The organism is Aestuariivita sp. (assembly GCF_049276915.1).
Classification (GTDB): Bacteria; Pseudomonadota; Alphaproteobacteria; order Rhodobacterales; family Rhodobacteraceae; genus Aestuariivita.
Genome location: NZ_JBASXK010000098.1, coordinates 58,668 through 84,762, shown reverse-complemented (window position 1 = coordinate 84,762; position 26,095 = coordinate 58,668). Strand labels below are relative to the sequence as shown.

The following is a 26,095-nucleotide window of genomic DNA, read 5'->3' as shown; positions in this document are numbered from 1 at the left end:
AATCCCCCGGGGGAGGCCGCAGGCCGGGGGCAGAGCCCCCTTCAGCCCAGGACTGAAAAGCTTGACTCCGTGTTGATCGGGCGCTTTCGCGAGTAAAAGCCCACATCGATCGAGCGTTGCAGGTAGGGCAGGGTGAATTGCAGGGGTGCCGCGTCATGATCATTGCCCGCCTCGCAATACTCGATCAGCGCAGTCATCATTTTTCCGGCGATGGGGGCGTTCTTGTACTGATTTCCGCTGGTCCCGCAGGCCATGTAGTAGCCCCCCAGAGAAGTTCCGTCATAAATCGGAATCCAGTCCGTTGAAGCGTCATAGAGATCCACCACGCCTTTCATCCGGGAGGGGATGCCCAGAGAGGGGACGCGTTGGGCATATCGCATGGCTTGGGTTGTCCATTGCTCGGTAAAGTTCTGGTCGAAATCGGTGTCGTTCTCGGTCCAGTAATGCGCGTCGCATTCCGGGTCTTCCGACCCGATCAGGATGTGATTGCCCTGTTCGGGACGCACATAGCAGGCGATGTCGCTGTCCGAGACTATGGTTCCATTTGTTTCGAAATCGAACCCTTCGGGTGCGGGAACATGCACGACTTCCTGGCGCAGCGGGCGGGTGGCGATGGTCATCTCGTTGTCTACTCCGGCCAGGGAGTTGATGTGGGACGAGCCGGGGCCTGCCACGTTGATGACGACAGGCGCATGGATCTGCTCTCCATCGGCCAGTCGGATACCCGTAACCCGGCCGCCAGATTGCAGGATTTCAGCCACTTCGACACCGCCGCGCACCTGCGCTCCGTGCTGTTTTGCCGCTTCAAGCAGGTTTTGAGCCGAAAGCGCGGGGTCAGTCACATAGCCGCCATTGGGCCAGAAGACCGCGCCTCCCATCTGGGTGCCGTTGGGCTGGCCAAAGCCCGGATCATCCAGCCTTTTCGCCGGTGCGAAGCTTTGGAGTGAATAGATGGGGAGGCGCGCTTTTACCTGCTCGGCTGTCAGTTCCTCATAGGGGCAGTTGAGCTCGTCGGAATATTTCATGTGTTTTTCGAGATATCCGTTGGCCTTGGTCTTCATCGTCATGCAGCCGGTTTCGCGGAACCGGGCCAGCGGCGTGCCCGTCGGCAGTCCCAGGTATTCCTCCCAGTCGCGCCAGTAATGGTATCCCTCCCAGGCGAAGGCTGTCCCGTCATAGGTTGAATAATGCATGCGTATGATCGCGCAAGATCCGGCAGTTGATCCATGCCCGGCTTGCGTGTTGCGATCGACCGAAAGGGTGTTCCAGCCGGCTTTTGACATCTCAAAGGCAATCGCCGCTCCGATGACACCGGTACCGATGATGATGGCGTCTGGGTTGGTAGGCATCAGGTGTCTCCTGTTTCTGCAAAGCTCTGGAAGCTGTGAGCATAAGCTGCGAATTCCTCGAATTCGCCATGTTGTGGTTCACGCCCGGTGAAGATGCGCAAATACTCCGGCACCCGATCGAGGCGGGTCTGTGCTGGTTCGGGTCGGCCTGCGAAATCATAGCCCAGCTGCATGTAATACAGCACCTTGGCACGGGTCTCGGCCTCTGGCCCGGGATATCCATAGCGCGCAAACATCGCCGTAAGAGCGGCCTCTCGCGCACCGTCTGAGGCATGCAGCAGATCGCGCACGCTCTCCTCTCTGCGTGCCCAGTCGCGGATTGCGAAATCCAGAGCCGTATCAAACAGCGCCGGGTTTACCGTGCAGCGAAAGACATTGCAGACCGCAGCCGTGATCGTCTGCGCGGGTGCTTCTGCCTGAGCGACCATGGCGGCGGTGTTTCGCTTTTGCCAATGGTTCAGCAGAGCATCGAGCAAATCCTGACGTGAGCCGAAATACCAGTAGAAGGACGAGCGCGACACGCCCATCGCTTCTGCCAGGGCGAGGATTTTGACCTGGTCCACCCCATCCTGGATCAACACATCCATTGCCGTGTCCAGCCAGTCCTGGCGGGTGACCTTTACGTTGCCTGCCAGCGGTTCCCGGTCTGGGTCGTCCCGATGCAGGATGGGATTTCGCAGGTTCCTGTTCATCCGCCCAAAGGCGGTGCGCCGCCTGCCTCTGATTTCCGCGCGATATAGCCCATCAGCGCGTCCGTCTTGTCCGGGTCGATCGCCGGGCGGGCGTCCTTTTCCAGGATCGCTTTCCAGATCGCCGTGGCGCGCTGTGTTGCATCTTGTGCGCCGCGATCCGTCCAGGTGCCAAAGTTGGAAAAATCATGCACAAGTGGTGCATAGAACTCGGTCTGGTAGCGCTCCATCGTGTGGGTGGTTCCAAAGAAATGACCGCCAGGCTGCACGTCTGCCAGGGCGCTTACGGCGCGCGCCGCCGCATCGGCGGGTGTGGGGACGCAAAGTTCGGCCATGGATTGCAGAACCTCAAGATCGGTGATGAGCTTTTCATAGGACACTGTCAGCCCGCCTTCCAGCCAGCCTGCCGCATGGACGATCACCGTGGCTCCGGCCAGCAGGTTGCCCCAGACGCCAAATTGCGTTTCGTTGGCCGCCTGTGCATCACCCAGATTGGCGGCAGAGCCCGAGGCGGACCGCCAGGGCAGGCCGATCAGGTCGGCAAGTTGTCCCGCCCCGACAGAGGCGCGCAGATGTTCGGGGGTGCCAAAAATGGGTGCTCCGGATTTCATGTCCACATTCGACGTGAAAGTGCCATAGGACACCGGCGCACCCGGGCGCACCATTTGCGTCAAGGCGATCGCCGCGAGGGCCTCGGCATGGCTGAGCGTCAGCGCGCCCGCAACCGTGATCGGCGCCATGGCACCCATCAGGGTGAAGGGCGTCACAATCGACAATTGTCGCGCGCGGGCGAAATCGATCAACCCTTGCGCCATCGGCACGTCGATCTGGCGGGGTGAGTTGGTGTTGATGATCGTATAGCTGTGCGGATCGGCTTCGAACTCATCCCGGCTCAGCGCGTGGAAATCGCAGAGCATCTCCCAGCATTCTTCGGCTTGAGGGGTGCCGCGCGCATAGATGAACGGGAACTTGTCCGAGAGGGTCAGTTGAGCGTCCATGAAGGCATAGTGGCGCAGGTGCATCGGTATGTCTTGCGGCTCGACTACGGGGCCAAGGATCGGCAACACGTCGAAATGCTGAACAATCTGCGTGAACTCGCGGAAATCCCGGTTGGTCCCGGGGCGGCGTCCACGTTCCAGATCCGTGGCATGTGGCGCCCCGGCCCCGGCCGCGAACATCAGTGCGCCGGGTTCATAAAGGATATCGCGATCCGGGTTGGCGCAGCGCAAAGTCACGGAAGGGGGCGCTGTCTTCAGAGCCTCGCTCACCACATCGCGCCCGATGTAGACCATATCGTCGTCATCCACGCGACAGCCGGCCTTGGCATAGATCTCGCGGGCCTCAGGTAGCAGGATCCTGATGCCAAGGTCTTCCAGCACGTCCAGAGCGGCGTCGTGGATACCCTGCACCTCGTCATCGGAAAAGATTTTCATCCGCGGGAACGGGTTGCGCAGGTTGCGGTAATTGACGCGGCGGACCGGTGTGGCGGCCTCAAGAGCGCGCCGCTGACGGCCTTTGCGGGTTGGGGCGTCGGTGGTCATGCTCGCATTGCCTTTCCGTTCGGATCATAGGGCGATGCGGCGATGACCTTGGCAGCCCGCTCGACACCGACGACATGAACCGACAGATCTGTGCCGGGCGTTTCATGGTCGGGTTCCACCAAAGCCATGGCCAGCGATTTGCCAATCGTATGCCCATAACCGCCAGAGGTGACAAAACCGACGCGCCTGCCTTTGCTCCAGATCGGCTCATAGCCTGTGGCATCGGCTCCGACGGCTTCAATTTCCAGCGTCACCAACTTGCGGCTTGGGCCATTACCATCCCGTTCGGCCAAAGCGGCATCGCGGCCGATGAAATCACCCTTGTCCCAGTCTATCCAGCGATCCATGCCGGTCATCCCGGGAGTATAGCCCTGGGTGAATTCGGCGCTCCAGATACCAAAGCTTTTTTCCAGCCGCAGCGAGTTCAGCGCATAAAACCCATACTCCCGGATGCCCAGATCGGCCCCGGCTTCCAGCAAACTGCGGCGCAGGGCAATGTGATGCGCGGCGGGGACATTGATCTCATAGCCAAGCTCGCCCGTCACCGACAGGCGCGCGACATGCGCACGCGCCAGCCCCACATCCATTTGCGCACAGCCCATGAAGGGCAGGGCACCGACATCGGCCTCGGCGGCTCGTTCGAGAACTTCGCGCGATTTTGGACCTGACAGAGAAAAGCCGACCACCTTATCCGACAGATCCGTGATCGTGACGCCGTCCTCGATATGGTTGTGATACCAGCGCATATGCCAAGCGCGCAGGTAATAGCTGCCCATGATCCAGAACCGGCCATCGCCCCAGTTGAAAACGGTCAGATCACCTTTGAGACGTCCGGTTTCACCAATCATGGGTGCCAGTCGGGCTCGCCCGGGCCCCGGGAGCCTTGAGGCCAGGATACGGTCCAGCCATTTCCGCGCATTGGGGCCCGATATCTCAAAACGGGAAAACCCCGAGATATCCAGCAGCCCACAGTCCCGGCGGACCGCGTGGCATTCTTCGGCCACATGCTCATGGGCGTTGGACCGTTTCAGGCTGGGGGTTTCGGCAAAACCCTCGGGGGCGAACAGAAGCGGCACCTCCAAACCATAGCTCACGCCCCATTGCGCGCCTGCAGAGGTCATTGCGTCATAGGCGGGGGCCATTTTCATCGGGCGGCCCGCGGGCAATTGTTCGTTCGGATAGGTCATCACGAACCTGCGCGAATAGAACTGGCCCGTGGTTTCCTTGATATAGCGCTTGTTGCCCGCGTAATCGCCATAGCGCGCGACATCCATGCCGAACACGTCTTCTTCCGGTTCGCCGTGGATAATCCACTCGGCCAGCGACTTGCCGACGCCACCACCTTGCAGGAAACCGGCCATAACCGCACAGGCACACCAATAGCCTTTCTTGCCGCGTACCGGGCCGACCAGCGGATTGCCATCCGGTGAAAAGGTGAAGGCACCATTGACCCAGGTCTTGATGCCGACATCCTGCAGGCAGGGATAGCGCTCAAAGCCCAGCCTCAGCTCATGTTCGATGCGGTCTGGGTCTTCCTGTTGCAGCTCAAAGCCGTACTCCCAGGGTGCGCCGTCCATCATCCAGTGCTCGTGGTTCACCTCGTAAATGCCCAGCAGCATGCCCTTCTGGTCCTGGCGCATATAGGTGAACCCTTCCAGGTCAGCGGTCAGGGGCAGCATTTTTTCCTGTGCCGCGACCTCGGGGATCGTATCGGTGATCAGGTAGTGATGGTTGAGAGGCGAGACAGGCAGTTCGATACCGGCCATCCGGCCCACCTGCTTGGCCCAAAGACCCGCGGCATTGACCACATGTTCCGTGTGGATCGTGCCCTGTTCGGTCACAACCTCCCAGCCATCTGCGGTCTGGTTCAGTTCCAGCACGCGGTTGTTCTCGATCACCTCTGCTCCGCGCTTCCTGGCAGCACCTGCATAGGCATGCACCGTGCCGGTGGTGTCCACATGCCCCTCGCGGTCAGCCCACATCGCGCCCAGAATACCATGTGTGCTCATGACCGGGTTCAACGCGCCAGCCTCTTCGGCGGTCAACAGACGGCAATCCTCGATCCCGATTGACTGGAAGGTGCGATACGCCGATTGCAGCCATTCCCAACGATCCGGAGTCGAGGCGACGATCAGACCGCCAGTCATGTGCATGCCGATGGACTGGCCGCTTTCGGCCTCCACTTGCTTGAGAAGGTCGATGGTATAGGCCTGCAGCGCGGCAATGTTGGGATCTGCGTTCAGCGCATGAAACCCGCCCGCAGCATGCCAACTGGACCCGGCGGTCAGGATCTTGCGTTCGATCAGGCAAACATCGGACCAGCCAAGTTTCGCCAGATGATAAAGGACCGAAGCGCCGACAACGCCACCACCGATCACGACAACGCGATAATGAGATTTCATTCGATATCCTCCCGCAGTGCAGTTTTTTCAACGCTAGGCGCAGGGAGGTGAGTCTGTCTAGACATTTGTGTCCAGAGTTTCGGAGTCCAGAAATCCGCCAAGCTGCAGGAGATCCTCCTGCGGCGCGCGCGCAGATTATTTTAAGCTTGAAGTTTTAACCTTGAAATTTGCGACTGACAGGTTACGCTGTCGTCTCAACTTCGATCATTGGGGAGAATGCCGTGAAAGCGCTGTGTTTGGGTGGTGGTCCCGCCGGGCTGTATTTCGCCATTACGCTAAAGCTTCGTCAACCAGATGCCGAGGTGACCGTGCTGGAACGCAACCGGCCGGATGATACCTTTGGCTGGGGCGTTGTCCTGTCGGATGAAACGCTGGACAATCTGGCGGCCAATGATCCGGTCAGTGCGGCCTCGATCCGCGAGCATTTCGCATATTGGGATGACATTGCGCTGCATCACAAGGGTCAAAAGTTGGTCTCGTCGGGACATGGCTTTTGCGGCATCGGCCGCAAGAAACTGCTTTTGCTGCTTCAGGAGCGTGCGCGCGAACTGGGCGTCGAGATGCGCTTTGAGACCGAAGTGCTGGCCGCCTCGGAATACATGGACGACTATGATGTGGTCGTGGCCTCGGACGGGTTGAACTCCAAGACGCGGATGGAATTCAAGGAAACCTACAAACCCGATATCGACGTGCGCACCTGCTATTTCATGTGGCTGGGCACGCATCAGAAATTCGATGATGCCTTCACCTTCATCTTCGAGAAGACCGACAAGGGCTGGATCTGGGTGCACGCCTATCAGTTTGATGATGATACGGCGACATTCCTGATCGAGTGCCAGCCGGAAACCTTCGAGAATTTCGGCTTCGGAAACATGACGCAGGCCGAAACCATCGCCACCTGCGAAGAGATTTTCAAGGATTACCTCGACGGGCACGCGCTGATGACCAATGCCAACCACATCCGTGGCTCGGCCTGGATTCAGTTCCCGCGCGTTCTCTGTGAGAAATGGGCCCATAAAAACGTCGTGCTGCTTGGGGATGCATCGGCGACAGCGCATTTCTCTATCGGTTCGGGTACCAAGCTTGCCATGGAAAGTGCCGCGGCGCTGGCGCATCTGATCACGGATGAACCTACACTCGAGCAGGCCTTTGCCCGCTATGAAGATGAACGCCGTCTTGAGGTTCTGCGTCTGCAATCCGCGGCCCGCAACTCTCTGGAGTGGTTCGAGGATGTCGAACGCTATCTCGATCTCGACCCGGTCCAGCTGAACTATTCGCTGCTGACACGGTCTCAGAGGATCAGTCACGAAAACCTGCGCGAGCGCGATCCGAAGTGGCTGGAAAGCGCAGAACGCTGGTTCCAGACCCAAGCAGGCGTCGGCCCGAACGAGCCGGTGCGCGTGCCGATGTTCGCGCCGTTCAAGCTGCGCGAGATGGAGTTGAGCAACCGCATCGTGGTCTCGCCCATGGCGCAATACAAGGCGGTCGATGGCACCCCCACGGATTGGCACCTGATCCACTATGGCGAACGCGCCAAGGGCGGGGCCGGATTGGTCTATACCGAAATGACCTGCGTCAGTGATACCGGGCGCATCACACCGGGCTGTCCGGGTTTGTACGCACCCGAGCACGAGGCCGCATGGAAACGTCTGACCGATTTCGTCCATGGCGAAACAGATGCCAAGATCTGCTGTCAGATCGGCCACTCGGGACGCAAGGGATCGACCCAGCTTGGCTGGGAGGTCATGGACGCGCCCCTCAAGGAAGGCAACTGGGAGCTGATTTCAGCCTCACCGATCCCATGGTCCGAGCAAAACGCGGTCCCGCGCGAGATGACGCGGGCGGATATGGATGAAGTGACCGCGCAGTTTGTGGCTTCGGCCCGGATGGCGGATCGCGCCGGGTTTGACATGATCGAACTGCACGCAGCCCACGGCTATCTGATCTCATCCTTTATCTCTCCGGTTTCGAATATACGCTCTGATGAATACGGTGGGTCCCTGGAAAACCGGATGCGCTATCCGCTGGAAGTGTTTCACGCGATGCGCGACGTGTGGCCGGCAGACAAGCCGATGTCGGTGCGGATTTCGGCCAATGACTGGGTTGGCGACATGGGCGTCACACCCGAAGAGGCGGTCAAGATCGCCAGGGTTTTCTCGGAAGCGGGGGCCGATATCGTCGACGTCTCTGCCGGTCAGACCACCACGGATGCCCAGCCTGTCTATGGCCGGATGTTCCAGACACCCTTCTCGGATCGTATCCGGAATGAAGCCGGGATTGCGACCATGGCGGTGGGCAATATCTACGAGGCGGATCACGTCAATTCGATCCTTCTGGCCGGGCGGGCCGATCTTGTCTGTCTTGCACGCCCGCATCTGTCCGATCCGTATTGGACGCTGCGCGCAGGGGCAGGGATCGGCGATCGCCTGGCCCATTGGCCCCAACCCTATGAGGCCGGTCGTGATCAGATGTGGCGCCTGGCCGACAAGGCGCAGGCCGAAGAGTTGCGCGCATGACACGCGTTCTGGTCACCGGCGGCGGCACAGGGATCGGGCGCGCGATTGCCCAGAGCTTTGCCGCCTCGGGCCATGACGTCACCATAGCCGGGCGACGCAAGGAACCGCTGGAAGACACCGCCCGGGCAGGCAACATTGCCATTCGCCTTGCCGACATCACCGATGAGGCGCAGGTCACAGCTCTGTTTGACCAACCCTATGATATCGTGATTGCAAACGCGGGCGCGGGTGCCGGCACACGGGTCGTCGATACATCGCTTGAGGATTGGGAGCGCACTTTGCGCGTCAACCTCACCGGGACGTTCCTGACCTTCCGCGAGGCGCTCAAGTCCATGCAGAGCGGCGGGCGTCTCATTGCCATCGCCTCGACAGCCAGCCTGCAGGGCGGTGCCAATATCGCCGCATACTCGGCCGCCAAGCACGGTGTTCTCGGGCTTGTGCGCTCGCTGGCGCAGGAAGTGGCACGCAAGGGCATCACCTGCAATGCGGTCTGCCCGGGATTTGTCGATACTGAAATTGCCGATGAAGCTGTTCGCAACGTGATGGCCCATCTCAACATAGATCGCGACGCTGCCACCGCGCGGCTGGTAGCGCGCAACCCGATGCGCAGGATGATCGATCCCGCTGAAGTGGTCGCGGCGGTGCGGTTTCTTGCCAGTGCTGAGGCAACCATGGTTAATGGCCATGCACTCAGCGTTTCAGGGGGAGAGATATGACGCTGGCTTCATCCAAACTCTGCGCAGAACCCGACAGCAAGGCGCGGCTGCGCCTTTGGCTGCGTCTTCTTCGGCTGACACGCGGGATCGAAAACAACCTGCGCGAAAAGCTTCGGCTTGAACATGCAACCACCCTGCCGCGCTTTGACGTCATGTCGGCCCTGTCCCGTCATGCCGACGGGCTGAAGATGTCCGAGCTTTCCGGCGTGCTGCGCGTCTCGAACGGCAATGTCACGGGCATTATCGACCGGCTGGTCGAAGAGGGCCATGTCGTGCGCGTCCCGGTCAAGGGCGACCGGCGCGCCTCGGCTGTAAAGCTGACACCGCAAGGGCTCTCTGAGTTCGCCACGCAGGCCGCCGCACATGAGGCCTGGATCGACAAGGCCCTTGCCGGGCTGGATGCACAGGACGCCCAGCACATGGCCGACCAATTGAGTGCTTTGATGACAGAAGGGGAGCGCCATGGCGCATGAAACCACACATTTTCTCAGTCACGTGGAGAACGGGATCGCCACGATCTCGCTGAACCGACCTGACCGGAAGAACCCGCTGACCTTTGAAAGTTATGCTGAACTGCGCGACTGGTTTCGGGCGCTGGTCTATGATGATGAGATCAAGGCGGTTGTCTTTGCCTCGAACGGCGGCAATTTTTCATCAGGGGGCGATGTGCATGACATCATTGGCCCGCTGACCCGGATGAACATGAAAGAGCTTTTGACCTTTACCCGCATGACCGGTGATCTGGTCAAGGCGATGGTCAATTGCGGCAAACCCGTCATCGCGGCAATTGACGGTATCTGCGTCGGTGCCGGGGCGATCGTGGCGATGGCCTCGGATCTGAGGATAGGGACACCAGAAGCCAAGACGGCCTTTTTGTTCACCCGCGTCGGATTGGCGGGCTGTGACATGGGGGCTTGCGCCATCCTGCCCCGGATCATCGGACAGGGACGTGCGGCGGAACTTCTTTATACCGGACGCTCGATGAGTGCCCAAGAAGGCGAACGCTGGGGCTTTTTCAACAAGCTGGTGGATGCAGCCGAGTTGGAAAGCGAGGCGCAGTCCTGGGCAACGCGCATCGCGGCAGGTCCGAATTTCGCTCACATGATGACCAAGACGATGCTTGCTCAGGAATGGTCGATGTCGATCGAACAGGCGATCGAGGCCGAGGCGCAGGCCCAGGCGATCTGCATGCAGACCGGCGATTTCGAGCGCGCCTACAACGCCTTTGTCGCCAAGGAAAAACCCGTCTTCGAGGGGGACTGAGCATGGGCTGCCGTATTTTGAGCAAGAAGAAGCAGGGGATGCGCCGTGCCTGATCGTTCCTTTCTGGACTGGCCGTTCTTCGAGGATCGCCATCGGGCTCTGGCAGAGGCGCTTGATCTTTGGGCCGGCGAGGCTTTGCCTGTCGATCATTCGGATGTGGATGCCGCCTGTCGCGGTCTTGTCACCGCTCTCGGAGCGGGCGGCTGGCTTCAGCATTCGGGCGGTGCGCTGGATGTGCGCACCTTGTGCCTGATCCGCGAAACACTTGCGCGCCATGACGGTCTGGCGGATTTCGCCTTTGCGATGCAGGGGCTTGGGACGGGCGCGATTTCTCTGTTCGGAGATGAGGATCAAAAGCGCTGGCTGGATGAGACGCGCTCGGGGCGCGCGATTTCCGCATTCGCCCTGACCGAGCCGCAGTCGGGTTCTGATGTGGCCAACTCGACCATGACGGCAACCCGGGACGGAAACGGGTTCGTGCTGAATGGCGAGAAGACCTGGATTTCGAACGGTGGTATCGCGGATGTCTATACGCTGTTTGCCCGCACCGGTGAGGCCCCCGGGGCCAAGGGGCTTTCGGCTTTTGTCGTCACGCCGGACCTGCCCGGTTTCGAGGTGGTTGAACGGCTTGAAACCATTGCGCCCCATCCGCTGGCCACGCTGCGCTTCAGCGACGTCAGGATACCTGCCGGTGCCATGATCGGCAAACCGGGCGATGGCTTCAAGATCGCGATGTCGGTGCTGGATGTGTTCCGATCCACGGTGGCAGCCGCGGCGCTGGGCTTTGCGCGCCGCGCCCTTGATGAGGCGGTGGCGCGGGTGACCAGTCGCAAGGTACAGGGCGCGCCGCTCTGCGATCTGCAGCTGGTGCAGGGACATATCGCCGATATGGCGGTCGAGGTGGATACCAGCGCATTGCTGATCTATCGCGCGGCTTGGCTCAAGGATCAGGGCGCGGCGCGCATCACGCGCGAGGCTGCCATGGCCAAGCTGCACGCCACCGAGGCGGCGCAACGGGTGATTGACGCCGCGGTTCAGTTGCATGGGGGCGACGGTGTGCGCAGCGGACAGATCGTGGAAAGCCTGTACCGCGAGATCCGTGCCCTGCGTATCTATGAAGGCGCGACAGACGTTCAGAAAGTGGTGATCGCACGCCAAACACTGGGGGCTTTGGCCAAGGGGGAATGATGCTGGGACCATCTGCGCATACCGATACATTCGCACGGGACAACCTGCCGCCACGGGACCAATGGCCCGAGTTTCTTCTGGATGGCTTTGACTATCCCGAGTACCTGAATGCGGCTGTCGAGATGACCGATGCCATGGTCGCCAAGGGCTTTGGTGATCGCACGGCCCTGATCGGCAACGGACGGCGGCGCACCTACAAGGAGATGACCGACTGGACCAACCGGCTGGCCCACGCTCTGGTTGACGATCTGGGGGTAAAGCCCGGCAACCGCGTTCTGATCCGCTCGGCCAACAATCCGGCCATGGTTGCGGCATGGCTTGCGGCCACGAAGGTGGGTGCTGTTGTCGTCAACACCATGCCCATGCTGCGGGCAGGCGAGTTGGGCGCGATCGTGGACAAGGCCGAGATCGAGTTTGCGCTCTGTGATACCCGGCTGATGGATGAACTGGTGACCTGCGCCAAGACATCCCAGTTTCTGAAAAAAGTCATCGGGTTTGATGGAACTTCCAACCATGACGCCGAGCTTGACCGGCTTGCCCTGCAAAAGCCCGTGCAGTTCGACGCGGTTCGCACCGGGCGCGATGACGTGGCTTTGCTGGGTTTTACCTCCGGGACAACGGGTGATCCGAAAGCCACGATGCATTTCCACCGGGACCTGCTGATCATCGCGGATGGCTATGCCCGCGAAGTGCTGAATGTCACGCCCGATGACGTGTTCATCGGTTCTCCGCCGCTGGCCTTTACCTTTGGGTTGGGGGGGCTTGCGATATTCCCGCTGCGGTTTGGAGCGGCGGCGACATTGTTGGAACAGGCCACGCCTCCCAACATGATCGAGATCATTCAGCAGTTCAAAGCGACAGTCTGCTTTACCGCTCCGACCGCCTATCGCGCGATGCTGACGGCGATGGATGCGGGGGCGGACCTGTCATCGCTGCGCGCGGCGGTCTCGGCCGGCGAAACCCTTCCTGCACCGGTTTATGCCGACTGGATGGCCAAGACCGGCAAGCCCATGCTGGATGGTATCGGCGCAACCGAGATGCTGCATATCTTCGTCACCAACCGGTTTGACGATCATCGCCCGGCCTGCACGGGCAAACCCGTGCGGGGTTATCAGGCGCGGGTGATCGACGATGACGGCAATGAGGTCGCGCCCGGCACGGTCGGCAGGCTTGCCGTGCGCGGACCAACCGGGTGCCGGTATCTCGCCGATGAACGGCAGAAGGCTTATGTCAAGGATGGCTGGAACATCACGGGCGATACTTTCGTGATGGATGAGGATGGGTATTTCCACTTTGCCGCGCGCAATGACGACATGATCATCTCGTCGGGCTATAACATCGCCGGTCCCGAGGTCGAGGCGGCGCTGCTGTCCCATCCCGCGGTCGCCGAATGCGCGGTCATCGGGGTTCCCGATGAGGGGCGAGGTGCCATCGTCGAGGCGCATGTCGTGCTGATGCCAGGGCAGTCCGAAAGCGATCAGATGATCAAGGATCTGCAGGATCACGTCAAAGCGACGATTGCGCCATACAAGTATCCGCGCTCGGTCAAATTCTCTCCGGGCTTGCCGAAAACGCAAACCGGCAAGATCCAGCGGTTCCGCCTGCGCGAGGAAGGATAGACGGTAAACCTTGCTCTTCAAAAGCCTGAGGGGCAAGGTTGATATTCAGACCGGCGCGGCAAGAGGGTGACGCGGCGGTTCCCGCAACAGATCCGGGTGAACCGGACAAAAGAGCCCTCGCATAGTTCAATGGGAGAAGAACGAATGACACTGAAATCACTCATGGCCGCGGTATGCCTCAGCGCATTGGCCACGGCAGGTGCTGCCGAGGGCCTCAAGGTTGGCATGATCACGACCCTGTCCGGTGGCGGCGCGGGCCTTGGCATCGATGTGCGCGATGGCTTCATGCTGGCAATCGAACAATCGGGACGCGATGACGTCGAGGTGATCATCGAAGATGATCAGCAAAAGCCCGAGATCGCCGTGCAACTGGCAGACAAACTAATCCAGGCTGAAAATGTCGACGTGATGACGGGGATCATCTGGTCCAACCTCGCTCTGGCCGTGGCCCCGGCCGCAACTGCGCAGGGCAAGTTCTATCTGTCTCCGAATGCCGGTCCGTCCGCATTGGCAGGCAAGGGCTGTCACCCGAATTACTTCAATGTGAGCTGGCAGAATGACGCCTTCAACGAGGCGGCAGCGGTCTGGGCCAATGACAACGGGATCGAGAATGTCTTTCTGATGGCTCCGAATTATCCTGCCGGTCAGGACATGATCGCAGGGTTCAAACGCTTCTTCAAAGGCGAGATCGCCGCCGAGGTCTATACCAAGCTTGGCCAGACGGATTACGCCGCCGAGATCGCCCAGATGCGCGCCTCGGATGCCGATACGATCTATTTCTTCCTGCCCGGTGGCATGGGAATTTCCTTCATGAAGCAGTTCGCCGGATCCGGTGTGGAAAAGAACGTCATGGGCCCGGCGTTTTCCTTTGATCAGGGCATTCTGGGGGCGATTGGTGACGCCGCACTGGGCGTGAAGAACACGGCCCACTGGTCCAAGGATCTGGATGTTCCGGGCAATGCCGAATTCGTCGAAGCCTTTCAGGAAGCCTATGACCGGCTGCCCTCGCTTTATGCCGCGCAGGGCTATGACACGGCACTCTTGCTGCTGAGCGCAATGGAAAAAGCCGATGTGTCGGATGCCGATGCATTCCGCGCGGCGCTCAAGGAAGCCGATTTCCAGTCGGTGCGCGGGGATTTCGCCTTTGGCGCGAACCAGCATCCGATCCAGAACATCTATATGCGTGAAGTCGTCAAGGAAGGCGATGCCGTCACCAACCGCATCGTCGGTCTGGCGGCTGCGGATCACACCGATGCCTATGGCGTCGATTGCAAGATGTAAGCAGGCGCAAGACGGATGGTCATGCTTCAGGCCTGCCTGAACGGCGGGCGCACCCGGGCTGAGGCCCCGGGCGTCCCGCTGACGCCACAGGAACTCGCGCGTGAGGCTCTGGCCGCGCGCGAGGCCGGGGCTGATGCGCTTCATGTCCATCCCCGCAATCTTGCCAGTTCGGAAACGCTGGCCCCCGCGGATGTGGGGGCCGCTCTCAAGGCGATCCGCCAGGCTGTCCCGGGGATGCCCGTGGGTATCGGCACGGGGGCGTGGATCGCGCCGGGTGGTGCAAAACGCCATGCGCTGATGCAGGCCTGGGAAGAGTTGCCCGATTATGTCTCGGTCAATCTGAACGAGCCGGATGCGCCACAGGTCATCAGCCTGATGCACGAAAGAGGCATCGGCATCGAGGCGGGAGTCTGGTCGGTCGCGGATGTCAAACGGCTGAGCCGCGAAGTTCCCAAAACCTCGCTTTTGCGCATCCTCATTGAAATGCGCGACGTGCCCGGACCGGTTGCGCGCACCGAGGCGGCACGCTGCATCGAGATGCTGCGCACCCGTGGGTTGCACACGCCGGTCCTGCTGCATGGGCAGGAGCAAAGCGCGTGGTCCTGTGTCATCGAAGCGGCGCGTCTGGGCCTTGCCACGCGCATCGGGTTCGAGGACGTTCTGGATCTGCCGGGCGGCACGCCTGCGCCCTCGAATGCCGCGCTGATTGCCTGTGCCCGCGATCTCATCGATCACACATTGCCGGATATCACGGCATGACCCAGGCAACATGTCTCATCAATCACCCTCGAAAAACGGCTGGGAGGGCAGGATGATCGCGCTGACGTTTACCCGCTGCGCAGCATGCGTGAAGTCTCTGATCGTGGGGGCAGGCCTGTGAGTATCCTTCTGCTGATCGAACAGGTGCTGAACGGGCTGCAATTCGGGCTGATGTTGTTCCTGATGGCGGCAGGCCTCACGCTGATTTTCGGTGTCATGGGGATCATCAACCTGGCGCATGGTTCACTTTATATGATCGGCGCCTTTGCTGCGGCCACGATCGCCGGGCTGACCGGCAGTTTTGTTCTGGGGCTGGTGGCAGCGCTGGCCGCGGCGGCGATGATGGGGGCGATCGTCGAGATCACGGTGATCCGACGATTATATGACCGCGATCACCTTGATCAGGTGCTGGCGACCTTCGCGCTGATCCTGATCTTTTCGGAAGGCACGCGCTGGCTGTTTGGATCCTTCCCGCTCTATCTCGATGTGCCCGCGATGCTGTCCGGAGCGGTATCCGTCGGCGCGTTCTCATACCCGCTCTATCGGCTGGCGATCATCGTGATCGGTCTGGCTGTTGCGGCCGGATTGTTCCTGCTGATCTCGCGCACACGGATCGGCATTCGCATTCGCGCCGGCGAATCCGACCGCGAGATGATTGCCGCGCTGGGCGTGGATATCTCGAAGCTTTACACGGTTGTCTTTGCTCTGGGCGCGGCGCTGGCGGGCTTTGCCGGTGCCCTTGTCGGCGCGATTCAGTCGGTCGAGGTCGGTATGGGAGAACCTGTGCTGATCCTTGCCTTTGTGGTCATCGTCATTGGCGGGATCGGCTCGATCAAGGGGGCCTTCGTGGGTGCCGTGCTGGTGGGGCTGACGGACACTCTGGGCCGCTTCCTGTTGCCGGTGTTGTTCAGCGCCTTCATGGATCCAAGTGCTGCCAATTCCGTCGGTTCGGCGCTGGCGTCGATGCTGATCTACATTCTGATGGCGGCGGTTCTGATCTATCGGCCAACCGGCCTATACGGGAGCGCATGAGATGATCCGCGAACCGTTCCTCAATGCTGCGATCATGCTGCTGCTTCTGGCGGTGCCGGTTGTTGCGCATTTCACCGGCAACCCCTTTACCATCACGCTGGCCACCAAGGTCGCCATTCTGGCGCTGGCCGGAGTCGGGCTGAACATCGTGCTGGGTCTGGGCGGGCTGGTGTCTTTCGGCCACGCCGTCTTTTTCGGTATCGGAGGCTATGCAATGGGTATTCTTGCCCATCACGCGCAGACCTTCACACCGATCATGGAGGTGCCCTTTCTGATCGAAGGCACGAAATCCATGCCGATCATCTGGTTGGTCGCGGTGATTGCCTCGGCGCTGGCTGCCCTGGCCATTGGCGCGCTATCGATCCGAACCTCGGGCGTCTATTTCATCATGATCACGCTCGCCTTTGGGCAGATGTTTTACTACTTCGCGATCTCATGGCCCGCCTATGGCGGCGAGGACGGCCTGCCGATCTATGTGCGCAACAGCTTTCCGGGGCTCAACACGCTTGATCCGATCCAGTTCTTCGCTCTGACCTATCTGGTGCTGGGCCTTGCCTTGCTGTTTTCCGCCCGCCTTGCGCGGTCGCGATTTGGGCTGGCTCTGGGGGCTGCGCGCCAGAACGTCGAGAGGGTGCAGACCGTGGGTGTCGATGCTTTCCGTTTGCGCCTTGTGGCCTTTGTCATCTCGGGCGCGATCACCGGACTGGCCGGCGCGTTGTTTGCCGATCTCAACCGCTTTGTGGCCCCGACCATGTTCAGCTGGCATATGTCGGGCGAGTTCATCGTCTTCATCATCCTTGGCGGTATCGCCCGTCTCTTCGGCCCCGTTGTCGGCGCAGGTCTGTTCATACTGCTGGAACATTACCTTGGCGGGATCTCGGATTATTGGCTGATCTATGTGGGTGCGATCCTTCTGGGCGTGGTGCTCTTTGCGCGCGGAGGGCTGATCGGAGCGGTATCAGGTCGCGAGGTTGCCCATGACTGAGCCCATTCTTGAAACCCGTGCCCTGACAAAATCCTTTGGCGCGCTTGTGGCCAGCAACGCTGTCTCGCTTGATCTCAGAGTGGGTGAAATTCACGCGCTGATCGGCCCCAACGGTGCCGGAAAATCAACGCTGATCAAACAGATCGCGGGCAATCTTGCCCCCGATAGCGGCGAGATCAGGTTCGATGGCCGGAATGTCACCGCTCTGGACACCGTGGAGCGCGCGCAGCTTGGTCTTGGCCGCACCTTTCAGATCAGCTCGCTGGCGATGGAATACACGGTGCTGCAAAATGTCGTTCTCGGCGCGCTTGGGCGCGACGGCGGCGTCATGCGGTTCTGGCGCCCGGTCCTCAAGGATGCAGGGCTGATCGAAGCGGCGCGCAGCGCGCTTGAACGGGTCGGTCTGCAGGACCACGCCGCGACACGCACCGCCGATCTGTCTCACGGTCAGCGCCGCCAACTGGAAGTGGCGGTTGCGCTGACGCTCAAACCCCGCGCCTTCCTGATGGACGAGCCCATGGCCGGGCTGGGCGCGGAAGGCTCGCGCACGCTCACCGGGTTTCTGGATGCACTGCGCCAGGAGGCTCCGATCCTGCTGATCGAACATGATATGGACGCCGTCTTTGCGCTGGCGGACCGCATCAGCGTGCTGGTCTATGGCGAGATCATCGCGACCGGCACAGGAGACGAGATCCGCGCCAACGCAGACGTGCGCCGCGCCTATCTGGGCGAGGAGGAGGACGCATGAGCTTTCTGAGCCTGACCGGAATTCAAGCCTCCTATGGACCCTCACAGGCGTTGTTCGGCGTCGATCTCAGCCTTGACGAAGGCAAGGTCCTTGCCCTGATGGGGCGTAACGGCATGGGCAAGACCACAACCATCAAGGTGATCTGCCGGATGCTGGCCCAATCCGCGGGGCAGGTGATCTTTGCCGGTCGCGATCTGGGCGCCACACCGTCCCACAAGGCGGCGCGCGCCGGTATCGGCCTTGTGCCCGAAGGGCGGCGCTGTTTTCCCAATCTCACGGTGCATGAAAATCTCATAGCCGCCGCGCGCCCCGGCGAGTGGGATGTCAAGCGCATCGCAGGCCTCTTTCCCCGCCTCGAGGAACGGGCCGACCAGATGGCCGCCTCCCTCTCGGGGGGTGAACAGCAAATGCTTGCCATTGCCCGCGCGCTGATGACCAACCCAACCCTGCTGATCCTTGATGAAGCAACCGAGGGCCTTGCCCCGGTGGTGCGTCAGGACATCTGGGCCGCCATATCGCGCCTCAAAGCCGAGACGAACCTGTCGCTGCTGGTGGTGGACAAATCTATCCGCGAACTCTCCGCCGTCGCGGATCAGGCGGTGATCATCGAACGCGGGCGCACGGTCTGGCAGGATGACTTTGCCAATCTCTCGCATGACGTCACCGAACGCTATCTGGGGGTCTGATCCATGCCGTTTGACTATCATCAGAAGGTGCTCTTCAAGCATTGCGACCCTGCCGGCATCGTGTTCTATCCGCGCTATTTCGAGATGATCAATGACGCCACCGAAGCCTTCTTTGACGAGGCACTGGGCTGTCCCTGGGAAATCCTGCACGAAACCGCAAACATTCCCACGGTCGAGATCACTACACGCTTCAGCGCACCAAGCCGCCATGGCGACGCGCTGATCATCCGACTTGAGGTCACGCGTCTGGGCCGGTCCAGCCTTGGCTTGCGCTTTCAGGCCACCTGTGGCGGTGAAACCCGCTTTGTAGCCAACTCAACCCTTGTGCGCATCGCCAAAACCGGCAGGCCCGAACCCTGGCCCGATAATCTGCGCACCAAAATCACCTCATTTCTCGGAGACACAGCATGACCCACACCATCATCCAACCCGCAGGCTGGAAAGCGGCCAAAGGCTATGCCAACGGCGTATTGTCCGAAGACGGCACGCTCTATGTCGGAGGCCAGATCGGCTGGACCGCAGATCAGGTGTTCGAGGCCCATGATTTCATCAGCCAGATGGAACAGACCCTGCGCAACATCATGGATGTGGTCCAGGCTGCAGGCGGAGAGGCCAGCGATATCGTCCGCCTGACCTGGTATGTCACGGACAAGAAGACCTATCTGGCCCATCAGCGCGAAGTCGGTGAGGTCTATCGCAAAGTGCTTGGACGCCACTTCCCGGCAATGACGATGGTCGTCGTCTCGGCCCTTGTCGAAGACGAAGCCTTGCTGGAAATCGAAGCCACGGCGAAAATCAGACCCAAGGTCTGAAACGCGCGCTTTCGCACCGCGCTAAGGCTGCGGCAGGCGCGCGTCGCGCACCAGTCGTCCGGGCGCATCCGGTGCCAGGTCAAGCCCGGCCAATGCCGCCATATGCCAGCCAAGCACCAGGTTGCTCGACAGAACCGGAATGTCGAACTCCGCCTCCAATGGCGCGACAACACCCAGCGTGCGCAGATTGGTACAGGACAGAAAACATCCATCCACATCTGCGCCCGCCATGAGATCCCGCATCGCCGCGACGATCGAGGCCTCGTCGATCCGCACGACCCGCGCCTCTTCGGCCTCGTCGAACGAGCCGAATACCGGTGTCTCAACGCCCTCAGCCTGCAACACCATGCGCAACCGCGCCGACACCTCCGAGACATAGGGCGACAGGATCGCCAATCGCCGGATCGAAAGGGACCTGCACGCCGCAACCAATGCGCTGACCGGCTCTGTCACCGCCCGCGCCCTGGCCCCCGAGCATACCTGACGGGCAATGGCATCCGCCCCGATCTGCGCGGTGCCCGAGGTGCAGCCATAGCCCACAACATCATAGCCAACCTGTGGCGGCAAAAGAGCGGCTGCCTGACCAAGATGGCCCTCCATTTCCGCCAGCATGTCCGAACTCACCTCGGCCCCGCTGGGCACGCGCGAGACATAGAACTCGGCCTCAATCGGAAACATCCGCCGCAGATCGCCTTCGATGGTCTGATCGGTCTGCAATGCAACCAGCCCCAGAATGGGGCCATCCGGCGCGCGCATGGAATAGGGATAACCCATCACCCACCCTCCAGAACAGCAATCTCAGGCGCGGCCGGTGTGGACAGATATCGCGCCCCGTCCTGGGTAATCAGGATGTTTTCCTCATGCACCATGATCTTGCCGTCCCCCAGGTCGACTCCGGGCTCCAGCGTCAGAACCATGCCTTGCTCCAGCACGGTATGATCCGCCGGGATCAGCGAGGGCCACTCGGTCAGTTGCATCCCCAGCCCATGGCCCAGACGCCCTGCATCAGAGCCCCCCGCACCGCCGGTGCAGATCTTGTCCATTGCATGAAACAGATCGGCGGCACGTGCACCAGGGCGCGCCGCCGCAAACCCGGCGCGCGTTGCGGCGATCAGCGTTGCATGGGCCTCACGCACCGCAGCGCTTGGCGGGCCAATCGAAAAGTTGCGATCAAAGTCGCAAAAATATCCCGCATGCACGAGGCCCGTATCCAGCATCAGCACGTCGCCAGTCACAAGCGGAGTATCCGTCGCCGGAGAGATCACATCGCCATATCCACCCTGCGCCGCGCCACCGGCCAGATAGGGCACCCAATCGGCGCCTTCGTCCAGACAGAGCATCTGAAACCCTCGAAACACCGCATCCAGCCCGACACCGGCACGCCCGATCTCTCCAACCCGCGCAAAGGCACGATCGGCAATCGCGCAAGCCTCGGCAATGCGCGCGATCTCTGCGGGGGATTTCACCATGCGCAACTGACGCATCAGGCCCTCGTCCGGAATCAGGTCCACAGCGCCACGCACCCGGTCCAGATCCCTCAAAGGCATGCGCATATGGGTCTCGTGCCCCATGGGGGCCGCGACACGGCCCTGGTCGCCAGCCACCTCCCGCAGGGTCGAGATCAGCAATGACACCCCGTCATCTTCCAGATCCGGCGCGCGCCAGCTGCGGATATCCTCCAGCCAGCTCTGCACCATCAGCGGCACGCCAATCGACGGGATCACGGCAACGGGTTTTCCTCTCTGCGGAACGATCACGAACCACGGGCGCGTCGGGCTTTCCCAGAACCGGGTGAGAAAGCCGGTAAAGTAGCGCACCTCGGGCTCGGTGGTCAAAAGCAGCGCATCAAAGCCCAAAGCAGCCATCAGCTCCTGCGCGCGCGCCGTGCGTGCCTGGAACTCTGCGCTTGTGAATGTCATGTCTCGGGTCCTTCGCTCAGGATCACCAGCACCCGAGAGGTCTGGCTCAGGCCCAGATCGGCGCGATCCCCGCTCAGCAATCCGGCAATGCCCGCAGCCCCCGAGGGAGTCGAGGTAATCCCCAACTCGGCAAGCCGCTCAACCGCCGCCTGCGCCTCTTCCTCGGAGATCAGGGCAAACCCATCCGCATCCTGCGCCAATCCTTTCAGCGCAATGCGCGAGGCTTCCTTGCAGTCCAGCCGCCCCATAGCCGAGCTTGGACCGCTGCTGATCACAAATTGACCCGCCCTGATCGAAGCCTCCAGCGCGGGTGCCGCGGCAGGCTCCACCACGATGATGCGGGGGGCATCGCCCCAGGTGCGCCGGGCAATCGCCGCGCAGGATCCAGCCAATCCGCCGACACCGGCCTGCAGGAAAATATGGCTGGGCGGGGTAGGGATCTGCGTGAATACCTCGGCCATAAGGGCCAGATATCCCTGCATCAACCGATAGGGTCGCGCGACATATCCCGGCCAGGAACTGTCAGACAAAAGCACCCAGCCCTCGCGCTCGGCCGCGCGCTCGGCCGCCGCCATGCTGTCCTCATAGATCGCGCCTTCGCGCACCACATCGGCCCCCTTGTCACGCAACCGCGCCGCAAAGGCTTCGGGCACCGTCTCGGCGATGTAAACCACCGCCCGCGCGCCGAATACCGCAGCGCCCGCAGCAACCGACAGCCCGTGATTGCCCGCACTGGCTGTCACATAGGTAACCCCGGCCAGAGCGCTGCCCATATCGGCAACACCGCGCGCCTGCGCGTCATGGGCGATCACGTATGCCGCTCCAAGTGCCTTGAAACTGCCCAGCCCCATGCGCCCGCGCTCATCCTTGACATGCACCTGCGCCACATCCATGTCCCGGGCCAGGTCCACGCTCTCCACCAAAGGCGTCTGAGCATGAGCCGGGCATCTCTCCAACAGCGCAAGAACCGCATTCACATCGACTGAGGGCGCGGGAAACTCCTCTTCGATCTCGAACTCGGCAGCACCGCCGCGAAAGGGGTTTGACGTCAGTTTCATGGCGTTCCTGCTCTTTCATTCCGCTCAGACACCATGTGCACACAGATCGCAGGGGGGCGTCAACTCCACCTGCCTGCTTCTTCTTGCCCACAAATACCGGCGGGGAGTTTGAGGGGCTGGCCCCTCAATGGGAACCTCATCAACCGCGCAAGGCTCAGCCTTCCGCCAGCGCGCGGGCCTCTGTGGCCATGACTTCGATCACGGCGCGCATCTGCCCCAGATCCCGCGGGTTCGAGGCATTCCCGTCCAGCCCGCGTTTCAGCACGCCCTGCAGAATGGCCAACAGCCGAAAGAACGAGAACACAAGGTAGAACGTCCAGTTCTCCGGCGGATTGATCCCGCGTCTCTGGCAGTAAAGCGCCACATATTCCGCCTCCGACGGCAGACCATGCGCGGCGCGGTCCACACCGCCCAGACCGCGGAAACTCCCCTCATGGGGCAGGCGCCAATGCATGCATTGATAGGCCAGATCGGCCAGGGGATGGCCCAGCGTGCTCAACTCCCAGTCCAGAAGCGCGATGACCTCCGGACGGTCTGGCGCGAACATCATGTTGTCGATGCGGTAATCGCCATGAACGATCGACACGGCACCGTCATCTTCCACCATATTTTTTTCCAGCCAGTCGATCAGCCAGTCAGCATCCGGCAAGGGCTCGGTTTCCGATGCCTTGTATTGACCCGACCAGCGCCCCAGCTGGCGCGCAAAGTAATTGCCGGGCTTGCCGTAATCTTCCAGCCCGACTGCCACCGGATCCACCGAATGCAACCGCGCCAGCGTCAGGTTCATCTGATCATAGATCGCGCTGCGCTGCTCGTTGCTCATCTCCGGCAAGGCCGGGTCCCAGAAGATACGACCCTCCATCATCTCCATGACCACGAACTGGGTGCCCAGCGGCGTCTCTTCGCCCGACAGGTGATACATGTGCGGTACCGGCACATCGGTGGCACCCAATGCGTTCATCACCCGGAACTCGCGATCTACGGCATGGGCGGATTTCAGCAGCTTGCCGGGTGGCTTGGCGCGCAGGACGAAGCTGCGCGTCCCCGAGGTCAGCTTGTAGGTCGGGTTGGATTGGCCGTCCCCGAACTTGTCGATGGCGTCCAGCGTCCCGAATCCCTCCACATGGGTCTGCAGGTGGGTCTCCAGCTCACCGTGGTTGTATTTATGCATGACGCTGCGTCTCCCCCGTGGACAAGTTGGGCGCATCTAAGCAATCCTTCGTCCCAAAGGTAAAGGCGCAGGCTCAAGAAAAAGCATGCCCGCCAGTGGAGGATCCGGACATGGACATGAATTTTGGAATGCGCCCAGAAAATCGTGCGCTGTTGGAGCGCGTGGCCGCGATGATCCGCGATGAGATCATGCCGATGGAAGCCGCCTATCAGGCAGAGGTCGCCACGGGGGACCGCTGGCAGTTCACCGCGCGGCAAACCGAAATCCTCGAAGGTCTGAAAGCGCGCGCAAAGGCCGAAGGTCTGTGGAACTTCTGGCTCACCGACAGTGACAAGGGTTTTGGCCTGACCACGGTTGAATATGCGCATTTTGCAGAAGAAATGGGCAAAACCCCCCTCGGGGCCGAGGTGTTCAATTGCTCGGCACCCGATACCGGCAATATGGAAGTCTTCGAGCGCTATGGCTCTGACGCGCTCAAGACGCAGTGGCTCAAGCCGCTGCTGAATGGGGAAATCCGCTCGGCTTATCTGATGACCGAACCGCAGGTGGCCTCGTCGGACGCCACGAATATCTCGATGTCCTGCGTGCGCGATGGCGATGACTATGTGCTCAATGGCGAAAAGTGGTGGGCCTCTGGTGCCGGTGACCCGCGCTGCCGCGTTTACATCACCATGGTCAGGACCGGCGGCGAAGACGTGCCCAAACATAAACGCCAGTCGATGATCGTGGTGCCCGCCGGCACAAGGGGCATCGAGATTCTGCGCCCCATGGAGGTCTATGGCCATGACGATGCCCCCCATGGCCATATGCATATCCGCTTTAGCGATGTGCGCGTGCCGGCCGAAAACCTGCTGCTTGGCGAAGGTCGCGGCTTCGAGATCGCGCAGGGTCGTCTTGGTCCCGGGCGCATTCATCACTGCATGCGCGCCATAGGTCAGGCGGAATCCGCTCTGGAACAGCTCTGTCGCAGGTCCTTGCACCGCGAAGCCTTTGGCAAACCGCTCGCCCAGCTGGGGGCCAATTACGACATCATCGCCGAATGCCGGATGGAGATCGAAATGGCGCGGCTGCTGTGCCTGAAGGCTGCATGGTACATGGATCAGGGCGATGCCCGGGCGGCGGCACCATGGATCAGCCAGATCAAGGTGATCGCTCCGCGCGTCGCGCTGAAAGTGATCGATGAAGCCGTGCAGATGCATGGCGGGCAGGGGGTGTCTCAGGATACGCCCCTGGCGCAGGCCTGGACCCATCTGCGCACGCTGCGTCTGGCGGATGGGCCGGATGCGGTGCACCGCCGTCAGGTCGCGCGCGCCGAACTCAAGCGCTATACTCAGGAAATGGTGTAACCGCATGGCCCGCCCCCGCATCGTGATTGCCGGGGCGGGCAGCATCGGCTGTTTCGTCGGTGGCCTGCTGGCCCATGCGGGTCAGGATGTCTCGCTGCTGGGCCGCCCTGCGATTCTCGATCCCTTGCGCGCGAACGGATTGCGGCTGACGGATTTCGCGGGGCTGAATGTGCAGGCAAGCCCGCGGCAGCTGTCCGACGATCCCGCCATTCTGGCGCAGGCCGATCTGATCCTTGTCACCGTCAAATCCGGCGCGACCGCCGAGATGGGCCGGCTTATCGCGCAGCATGGCCCGATGACCGCTCCTGTCATCAGCCTGCAAAACGGGATCGAGAATGCAGCGACCCTGACCGCAGCCCTTCCCGGATATGACGTGCGCGCGGGCATGGTGCCGTTCAATGTCGTGCCCCAAGACCCCGGCCAGTATCGCCGTACCACATCGGGCGAGATCGTGATCGAGGCCGGTCCCGGCGATTGGGCCAGCGTGCTCAGCTCCCATGCCCTGCCAATCGTTCAAAGCGATCAGATACGCGCTGTGCAATGGGGCAAACTGCTGCTCAACCTCACCAATGCCGTGAACGCGCTGTCCGGCCTGCCGTTGCTCGAGATGCTGCGCCAGCGCGCCTGGCGCCAGCTCATGGCCGACCAGATGACCGAGGCGCTGCGCGTGCTGGACGCGGCACGGATCCCGGTGCGCTCCACGGCACCGGTTGCGATGTCATGGGTGCCGCTGATCCTGCGCCTGCCGACGCCGCTCTACAGGCGTATTGCCGCCAAGATGCTGACGATTGATCCTCAGGCCCGCACCTCGATGGCCTATGATCTGATGGCCGGTCGGGCGACTGAACTTGACCAGTTGCAAGGCGCGATCCTCACGCTTGCCCGGCAGAACGACCTGCCTGCGCCGACCGTTGCATCGCTTTATCGTGCGATCAGATCCCTTGAGGGGCAGGGGCCGATAAGCCCGGCCTTCACCCCGGCCCGGATCCGCGCCATGTGAAGCCGGGTTGCACCG

24 protein-coding genes are annotated in these 26,095 nt (G+C 61.4%); 16 read left to right on the top strand and 8 right to left on the bottom strand.

Going from position 1 to position 26,095, the window contains the following annotated elements; genetic code table 11:
• Positions 1–41: 41 nt before the first annotated feature.
• Genes WAO69_RS10685 through WAO69_RS10670 form a run of 4 tightly spaced genes read right to left on the bottom strand, consistent with a single transcriptional unit; the run spans position 42 to position 5,981 of the window.
• Entirely contained in the window at positions 42–1,349 is a 1,308-nt protein-coding gene (locus WAO69_RS10685) for an NAD(P)/FAD-dependent oxidoreductase (protein ID WP_422178863.1), read from the bottom strand.
• Positions 1,349–2,041 (bottom strand): TetR/AcrR family transcriptional regulator, encoded by a 693-nt coding sequence (locus WAO69_RS10680; RefSeq protein ID WP_422178861.1) that lies wholly within the window; start codon positions 2,039–2,041, stop codon positions 1,349–1,351. Before WAO69_RS10680 ends, WAO69_RS10685 begins: the two co-directional genes overlap by 1 nt.
• The gene (locus tag WAO69_RS10675; protein ID WP_422178859.1) at positions 2,038–3,579 is read right to left on the bottom strand and encodes a trimethylamine methyltransferase family protein; all 1,542 of its coding nucleotides are present in this window, start codon (positions 3,577–3,579) and stop codon (positions 2,038–2,040) included. Before WAO69_RS10675 ends, WAO69_RS10680 begins: the two co-directional genes overlap by 4 nt.
• Entirely contained in the window at positions 3,576–5,981 is a 2,406-nt protein-coding gene (locus WAO69_RS10670) for a GcvT family protein (protein ID WP_422178857.1), read from the bottom strand. The genes WAO69_RS10675 and WAO69_RS10670 overlap by 4 nt, the downstream gene beginning before the upstream one ends.
• Before the next feature lie 221 nt (positions 5,982–6,202).
• Here WAO69_RS10670 and WAO69_RS10665 point away from each other — a divergent pair, with 221 nt between their 5' ends.
• The 14 genes from WAO69_RS10665 to WAO69_RS10600 all read left to right on the top strand — a co-directional run bounded on the left by WAO69_RS10665 (position 6,203) and on the right by WAO69_RS10600 (position 19,586).
• The gene (locus WAO69_RS10665) at positions 6,203–8,497 is read left to right on the top strand and encodes a bifunctional salicylyl-CoA 5-hydroxylase/oxidoreductase (RefSeq protein ID WP_422178855.1); all 2,295 of its coding nucleotides are present in this window, start codon (positions 6,203–6,205) and stop codon (positions 8,495–8,497) included.
• On the top strand, positions 8,494–9,213 hold the full coding sequence (locus tag WAO69_RS10660) for an SDR family NAD(P)-dependent oxidoreductase (RefSeq protein ID WP_422178853.1): 720 nt from the start codon (positions 8,494–8,496) through the stop codon (positions 9,211–9,213). The genes WAO69_RS10665 and WAO69_RS10660 overlap by 4 nt, the downstream gene beginning before the upstream one ends.
• On the top strand, positions 9,210–9,686 hold the full coding sequence (locus tag WAO69_RS10655) for a MarR family winged helix-turn-helix transcriptional regulator (RefSeq protein ID WP_422178851.1): 477 nt from the start codon (positions 9,210–9,212) through the stop codon (positions 9,684–9,686). The genes WAO69_RS10660 and WAO69_RS10655 overlap by 4 nt, the downstream gene beginning before the upstream one ends.
• A complete protein-coding gene (locus WAO69_RS10650) occupies positions 9,676–10,476 on the top strand; it encodes an enoyl-CoA hydratase family protein (protein WP_422178849.1) in 801 nt (266 codons plus the stop codon). The genes WAO69_RS10655 and WAO69_RS10650 overlap by 11 nt, the downstream gene beginning before the upstream one ends.
• 45 nt (positions 10,477–10,521) lie before the next feature.
• A complete protein-coding gene (locus tag WAO69_RS10645) occupies positions 10,522–11,664 on the top strand; it encodes an acyl-CoA dehydrogenase family protein (protein WP_422178847.1) in 1,143 nt (380 codons plus the stop codon).
• Positions 11,664–13,283: an AMP-binding protein gene (locus WAO69_RS10640; RefSeq protein WP_422178844.1), complete on the top strand. Its 1,620-nt coding sequence runs from the start codon at positions 11,664–11,666 to the stop codon at positions 13,281–13,283. The genes WAO69_RS10645 and WAO69_RS10640 overlap by 1 nt, the downstream gene beginning before the upstream one ends.
• A gap of 144 nt (positions 13,284–13,427) precedes the next feature.
• The gene (locus tag WAO69_RS10635; protein WP_422178842.1) at positions 13,428–14,564 is read left to right on the top strand and encodes an ABC transporter substrate-binding protein; all 1,137 of its coding nucleotides are present in this window, start codon (positions 13,428–13,430) and stop codon (positions 14,562–14,564) included.
• A gap of 15 nt (positions 14,565–14,579) precedes the next feature.
• Entirely contained in the window at positions 14,580–15,323 is a 744-nt protein-coding gene (locus tag WAO69_RS10630; protein ID WP_422178840.1) for a 3-keto-5-aminohexanoate cleavage protein, read from the top strand.
• A 117-nt stretch (positions 15,324–15,440) separates the two neighbouring features.
• Positions 15,441–16,355: a branched-chain amino acid ABC transporter permease gene (locus WAO69_RS10625; RefSeq protein ID WP_422178838.1), complete on the top strand. Its 915-nt coding sequence runs from the start codon at positions 15,441–15,443 to the stop codon at positions 16,353–16,355.
• A 1-nt stretch (position 16,356) separates the two neighbouring features.
• Positions 16,357–17,340: a branched-chain amino acid ABC transporter permease gene (locus WAO69_RS10620; RefSeq protein WP_422178836.1), complete on the top strand. Its 984-nt coding sequence runs from the start codon at positions 16,357–16,359 to the stop codon at positions 17,338–17,340.
• A complete protein-coding gene (locus WAO69_RS10615) occupies positions 17,333–18,088 on the top strand; it encodes an ABC transporter ATP-binding protein (RefSeq protein WP_422178834.1) in 756 nt (251 codons plus the stop codon). The genes WAO69_RS10620 and WAO69_RS10615 overlap by 8 nt, the downstream gene beginning before the upstream one ends.
• Positions 18,085–18,774, top strand: a complete 690-nt coding sequence (locus tag WAO69_RS10610; RefSeq protein WP_422178832.1) for an ABC transporter ATP-binding protein — start codon at positions 18,085–18,087, stop codon at positions 18,772–18,774. The genes WAO69_RS10615 and WAO69_RS10610 overlap by 4 nt, the downstream gene beginning before the upstream one ends.
• A 3-nt stretch (positions 18,775–18,777) precedes the next feature.
• Entirely contained in the window at positions 18,778–19,185 is a 408-nt protein-coding gene (locus WAO69_RS10605) for an acyl-CoA thioesterase (protein WP_422178830.1), read from the top strand.
• Positions 19,182–19,586 carry a RidA family protein gene (locus tag WAO69_RS10600; protein WP_422178828.1) on the top strand — a complete coding sequence of 135 codons (405 nt, stop codon included), beginning with the start codon at positions 19,182–19,184 and terminating at the stop codon, positions 19,584–19,586. Before WAO69_RS10605 ends, WAO69_RS10600 begins: the two co-directional genes overlap by 4 nt.
• Before the next feature lie 21 nt (positions 19,587–19,607).
• On the opposite strand, the gene WAO69_RS10595 is transcribed toward WAO69_RS10600, so the two are convergent.
• From WAO69_RS10595 to WAO69_RS10580, 4 genes are all read right to left on the bottom strand, one after another.
• On the bottom strand, positions 19,608–20,360 hold the full coding sequence (locus WAO69_RS10595; RefSeq protein WP_422178826.1) for a maleate cis-trans isomerase family protein: 753 nt from the start codon (positions 20,358–20,360) through the stop codon (positions 19,608–19,610).
• Positions 20,360–21,505 (bottom strand): M24 family metallopeptidase, encoded by a 1,146-nt coding sequence (locus WAO69_RS10590; RefSeq protein WP_422178824.1) that lies wholly within the window; start codon positions 21,503–21,505, stop codon positions 20,360–20,362. The genes WAO69_RS10595 and WAO69_RS10590 overlap by 1 nt, the downstream gene beginning before the upstream one ends.
• The gene (locus WAO69_RS10585; RefSeq protein ID WP_422178822.1) at positions 21,502–22,563 is read right to left on the bottom strand and encodes a pyridoxal-phosphate dependent enzyme; all 1,062 of its coding nucleotides are present in this window, start codon (positions 22,561–22,563) and stop codon (positions 21,502–21,504) included. The genes WAO69_RS10590 and WAO69_RS10585 overlap by 4 nt, the downstream gene beginning before the upstream one ends.
• A gap of 154 nt (positions 22,564–22,717) precedes the next feature.
• Positions 22,718–23,734 (bottom strand): phosphotransferase family protein, encoded by a 1,017-nt coding sequence (locus tag WAO69_RS10580; RefSeq protein ID WP_422178820.1) that lies wholly within the window; start codon positions 23,732–23,734, stop codon positions 22,718–22,720.
• A 110-nt stretch (positions 23,735–23,844) separates the two neighbouring features.
• Here WAO69_RS10580 and WAO69_RS10575 point away from each other — a divergent pair, with 110 nt between their 5' ends.
• Positions 23,845–25,080, top strand: a complete 1,236-nt coding sequence (locus WAO69_RS10575; RefSeq protein WP_422178818.1) for an acyl-CoA dehydrogenase family protein — start codon at positions 23,845–23,847, stop codon at positions 25,078–25,080.
• A gap of 4 nt (positions 25,081–25,084) precedes the next feature.
• Complete coding sequence (locus tag WAO69_RS10570) at positions 25,085–26,080, top strand: 2-dehydropantoate 2-reductase (RefSeq protein ID WP_422178816.1); 996 nt, start codon at positions 25,085–25,087, stop codon at positions 26,078–26,080.
• Positions 26,081–26,095 lie beyond the last annotated feature (15 nt).

Bases quoted from the DNA above. Each gene is read 5' to 3' on its own strand.
- WAO69_RS10660 (WP_422178853.1), top strand. From the start codon at position 8,494: ATGACACGCGTTCTGGTCACCGGCGGCGGCACAGGGATCGGGCGCGCG.
- WAO69_RS10585 (WP_422178822.1), bottom strand. From the start codon at position 22,563: ATGAAACTGACGTCAAACCCCTTTCGCGGCGGTGCTGCCGAGTTCGAG.
- WAO69_RS10620 (WP_422178836.1), top strand. From the start codon at position 16,357: ATGATCCGCGAACCGTTCCTCAATGCTGCGATCATGCTGCTGCTTCTG.
- WAO69_RS10600 (WP_422178828.1), top strand. From the start codon at position 19,182: ATGACCCACACCATCATCCAACCCGCAGGCTGGAAAGCGGCCAAAGGC.
- WAO69_RS10605 (WP_422178830.1), top strand. From the start codon at position 18,778: ATGCCGTTTGACTATCATCAGAAGGTGCTCTTCAAGCATTGCGACCCT.
- WAO69_RS10685 (WP_422178863.1), bottom strand. From the start codon at position 1,349: ATGCCTACCAACCCAGACGCCATCATCATCGGTACCGGTGTCATCGGA.
- WAO69_RS10640 (WP_422178844.1), top strand. From the start codon at position 11,664: ATGCTGGGACCATCTGCGCATACCGATACATTCGCACGGGACAACCTG.
- WAO69_RS10595 (WP_422178826.1), bottom strand. From the start codon at position 20,360: ATGGGTTATCCCTATTCCATGCGCGCGCCGGATGGCCCCATTCTGGGG.
- WAO69_RS10575 (WP_422178818.1), top strand. From the start codon at position 23,845: ATGGACATGAATTTTGGAATGCGCCCAGAAAATCGTGCGCTGTTGGAG.
- WAO69_RS10630 (WP_422178840.1), top strand. From the start codon at position 14,580: ATGGTCATGCTTCAGGCCTGCCTGAACGGCGGGCGCACCCGGGCTGAG.
- WAO69_RS10635 (WP_422178842.1), top strand. From the start codon at position 13,428: ATGACACTGAAATCACTCATGGCCGCGGTATGCCTCAGCGCATTGGCC.
- WAO69_RS10675 (WP_422178859.1), bottom strand. From the start codon at position 3,579: ATGACCACCGACGCCCCAACCCGCAAAGGCCGTCAGCGGCGCGCTCTT.
- WAO69_RS10570 (WP_422178816.1), top strand. From the start codon at position 25,085: ATGGCCCGCCCCCGCATCGTGATTGCCGGGGCGGGCAGCATCGGCTGT.
- WAO69_RS10610 (WP_422178832.1), top strand. From the start codon at position 18,085: ATGAGCTTTCTGAGCCTGACCGGAATTCAAGCCTCCTATGGACCCTCA.
- WAO69_RS10590 (WP_422178824.1), bottom strand. From the start codon at position 21,505: ATGACATTCACAAGCGCAGAGTTCCAGGCACGCACGGCGCGCGCGCAG.
- WAO69_RS10655 (WP_422178851.1), top strand. From the start codon at position 9,210: ATGACGCTGGCTTCATCCAAACTCTGCGCAGAACCCGACAGCAAGGCG.
- WAO69_RS10670 (WP_422178857.1), bottom strand. From the start codon at position 5,981: ATGAAATCTCATTATCGCGTTGTCGTGATCGGTGGTGGCGTTGTCGGC.
- WAO69_RS10650 (WP_422178849.1), top strand. From the start codon at position 9,676: ATGGCGCATGAAACCACACATTTTCTCAGTCACGTGGAGAACGGGATC.
- WAO69_RS10580 (WP_422178820.1), bottom strand. From the start codon at position 23,734: ATGCATAAATACAACCACGGTGAGCTGGAGACCCACCTGCAGACCCAT.
- WAO69_RS10680 (WP_422178861.1), bottom strand. From the start codon at position 2,041: ATGAACAGGAACCTGCGAAATCCCATCCTGCATCGGGACGACCCAGAC.
- WAO69_RS10615 (WP_422178834.1), top strand. From the start codon at position 17,333: ATGACTGAGCCCATTCTTGAAACCCGTGCCCTGACAAAATCCTTTGGC.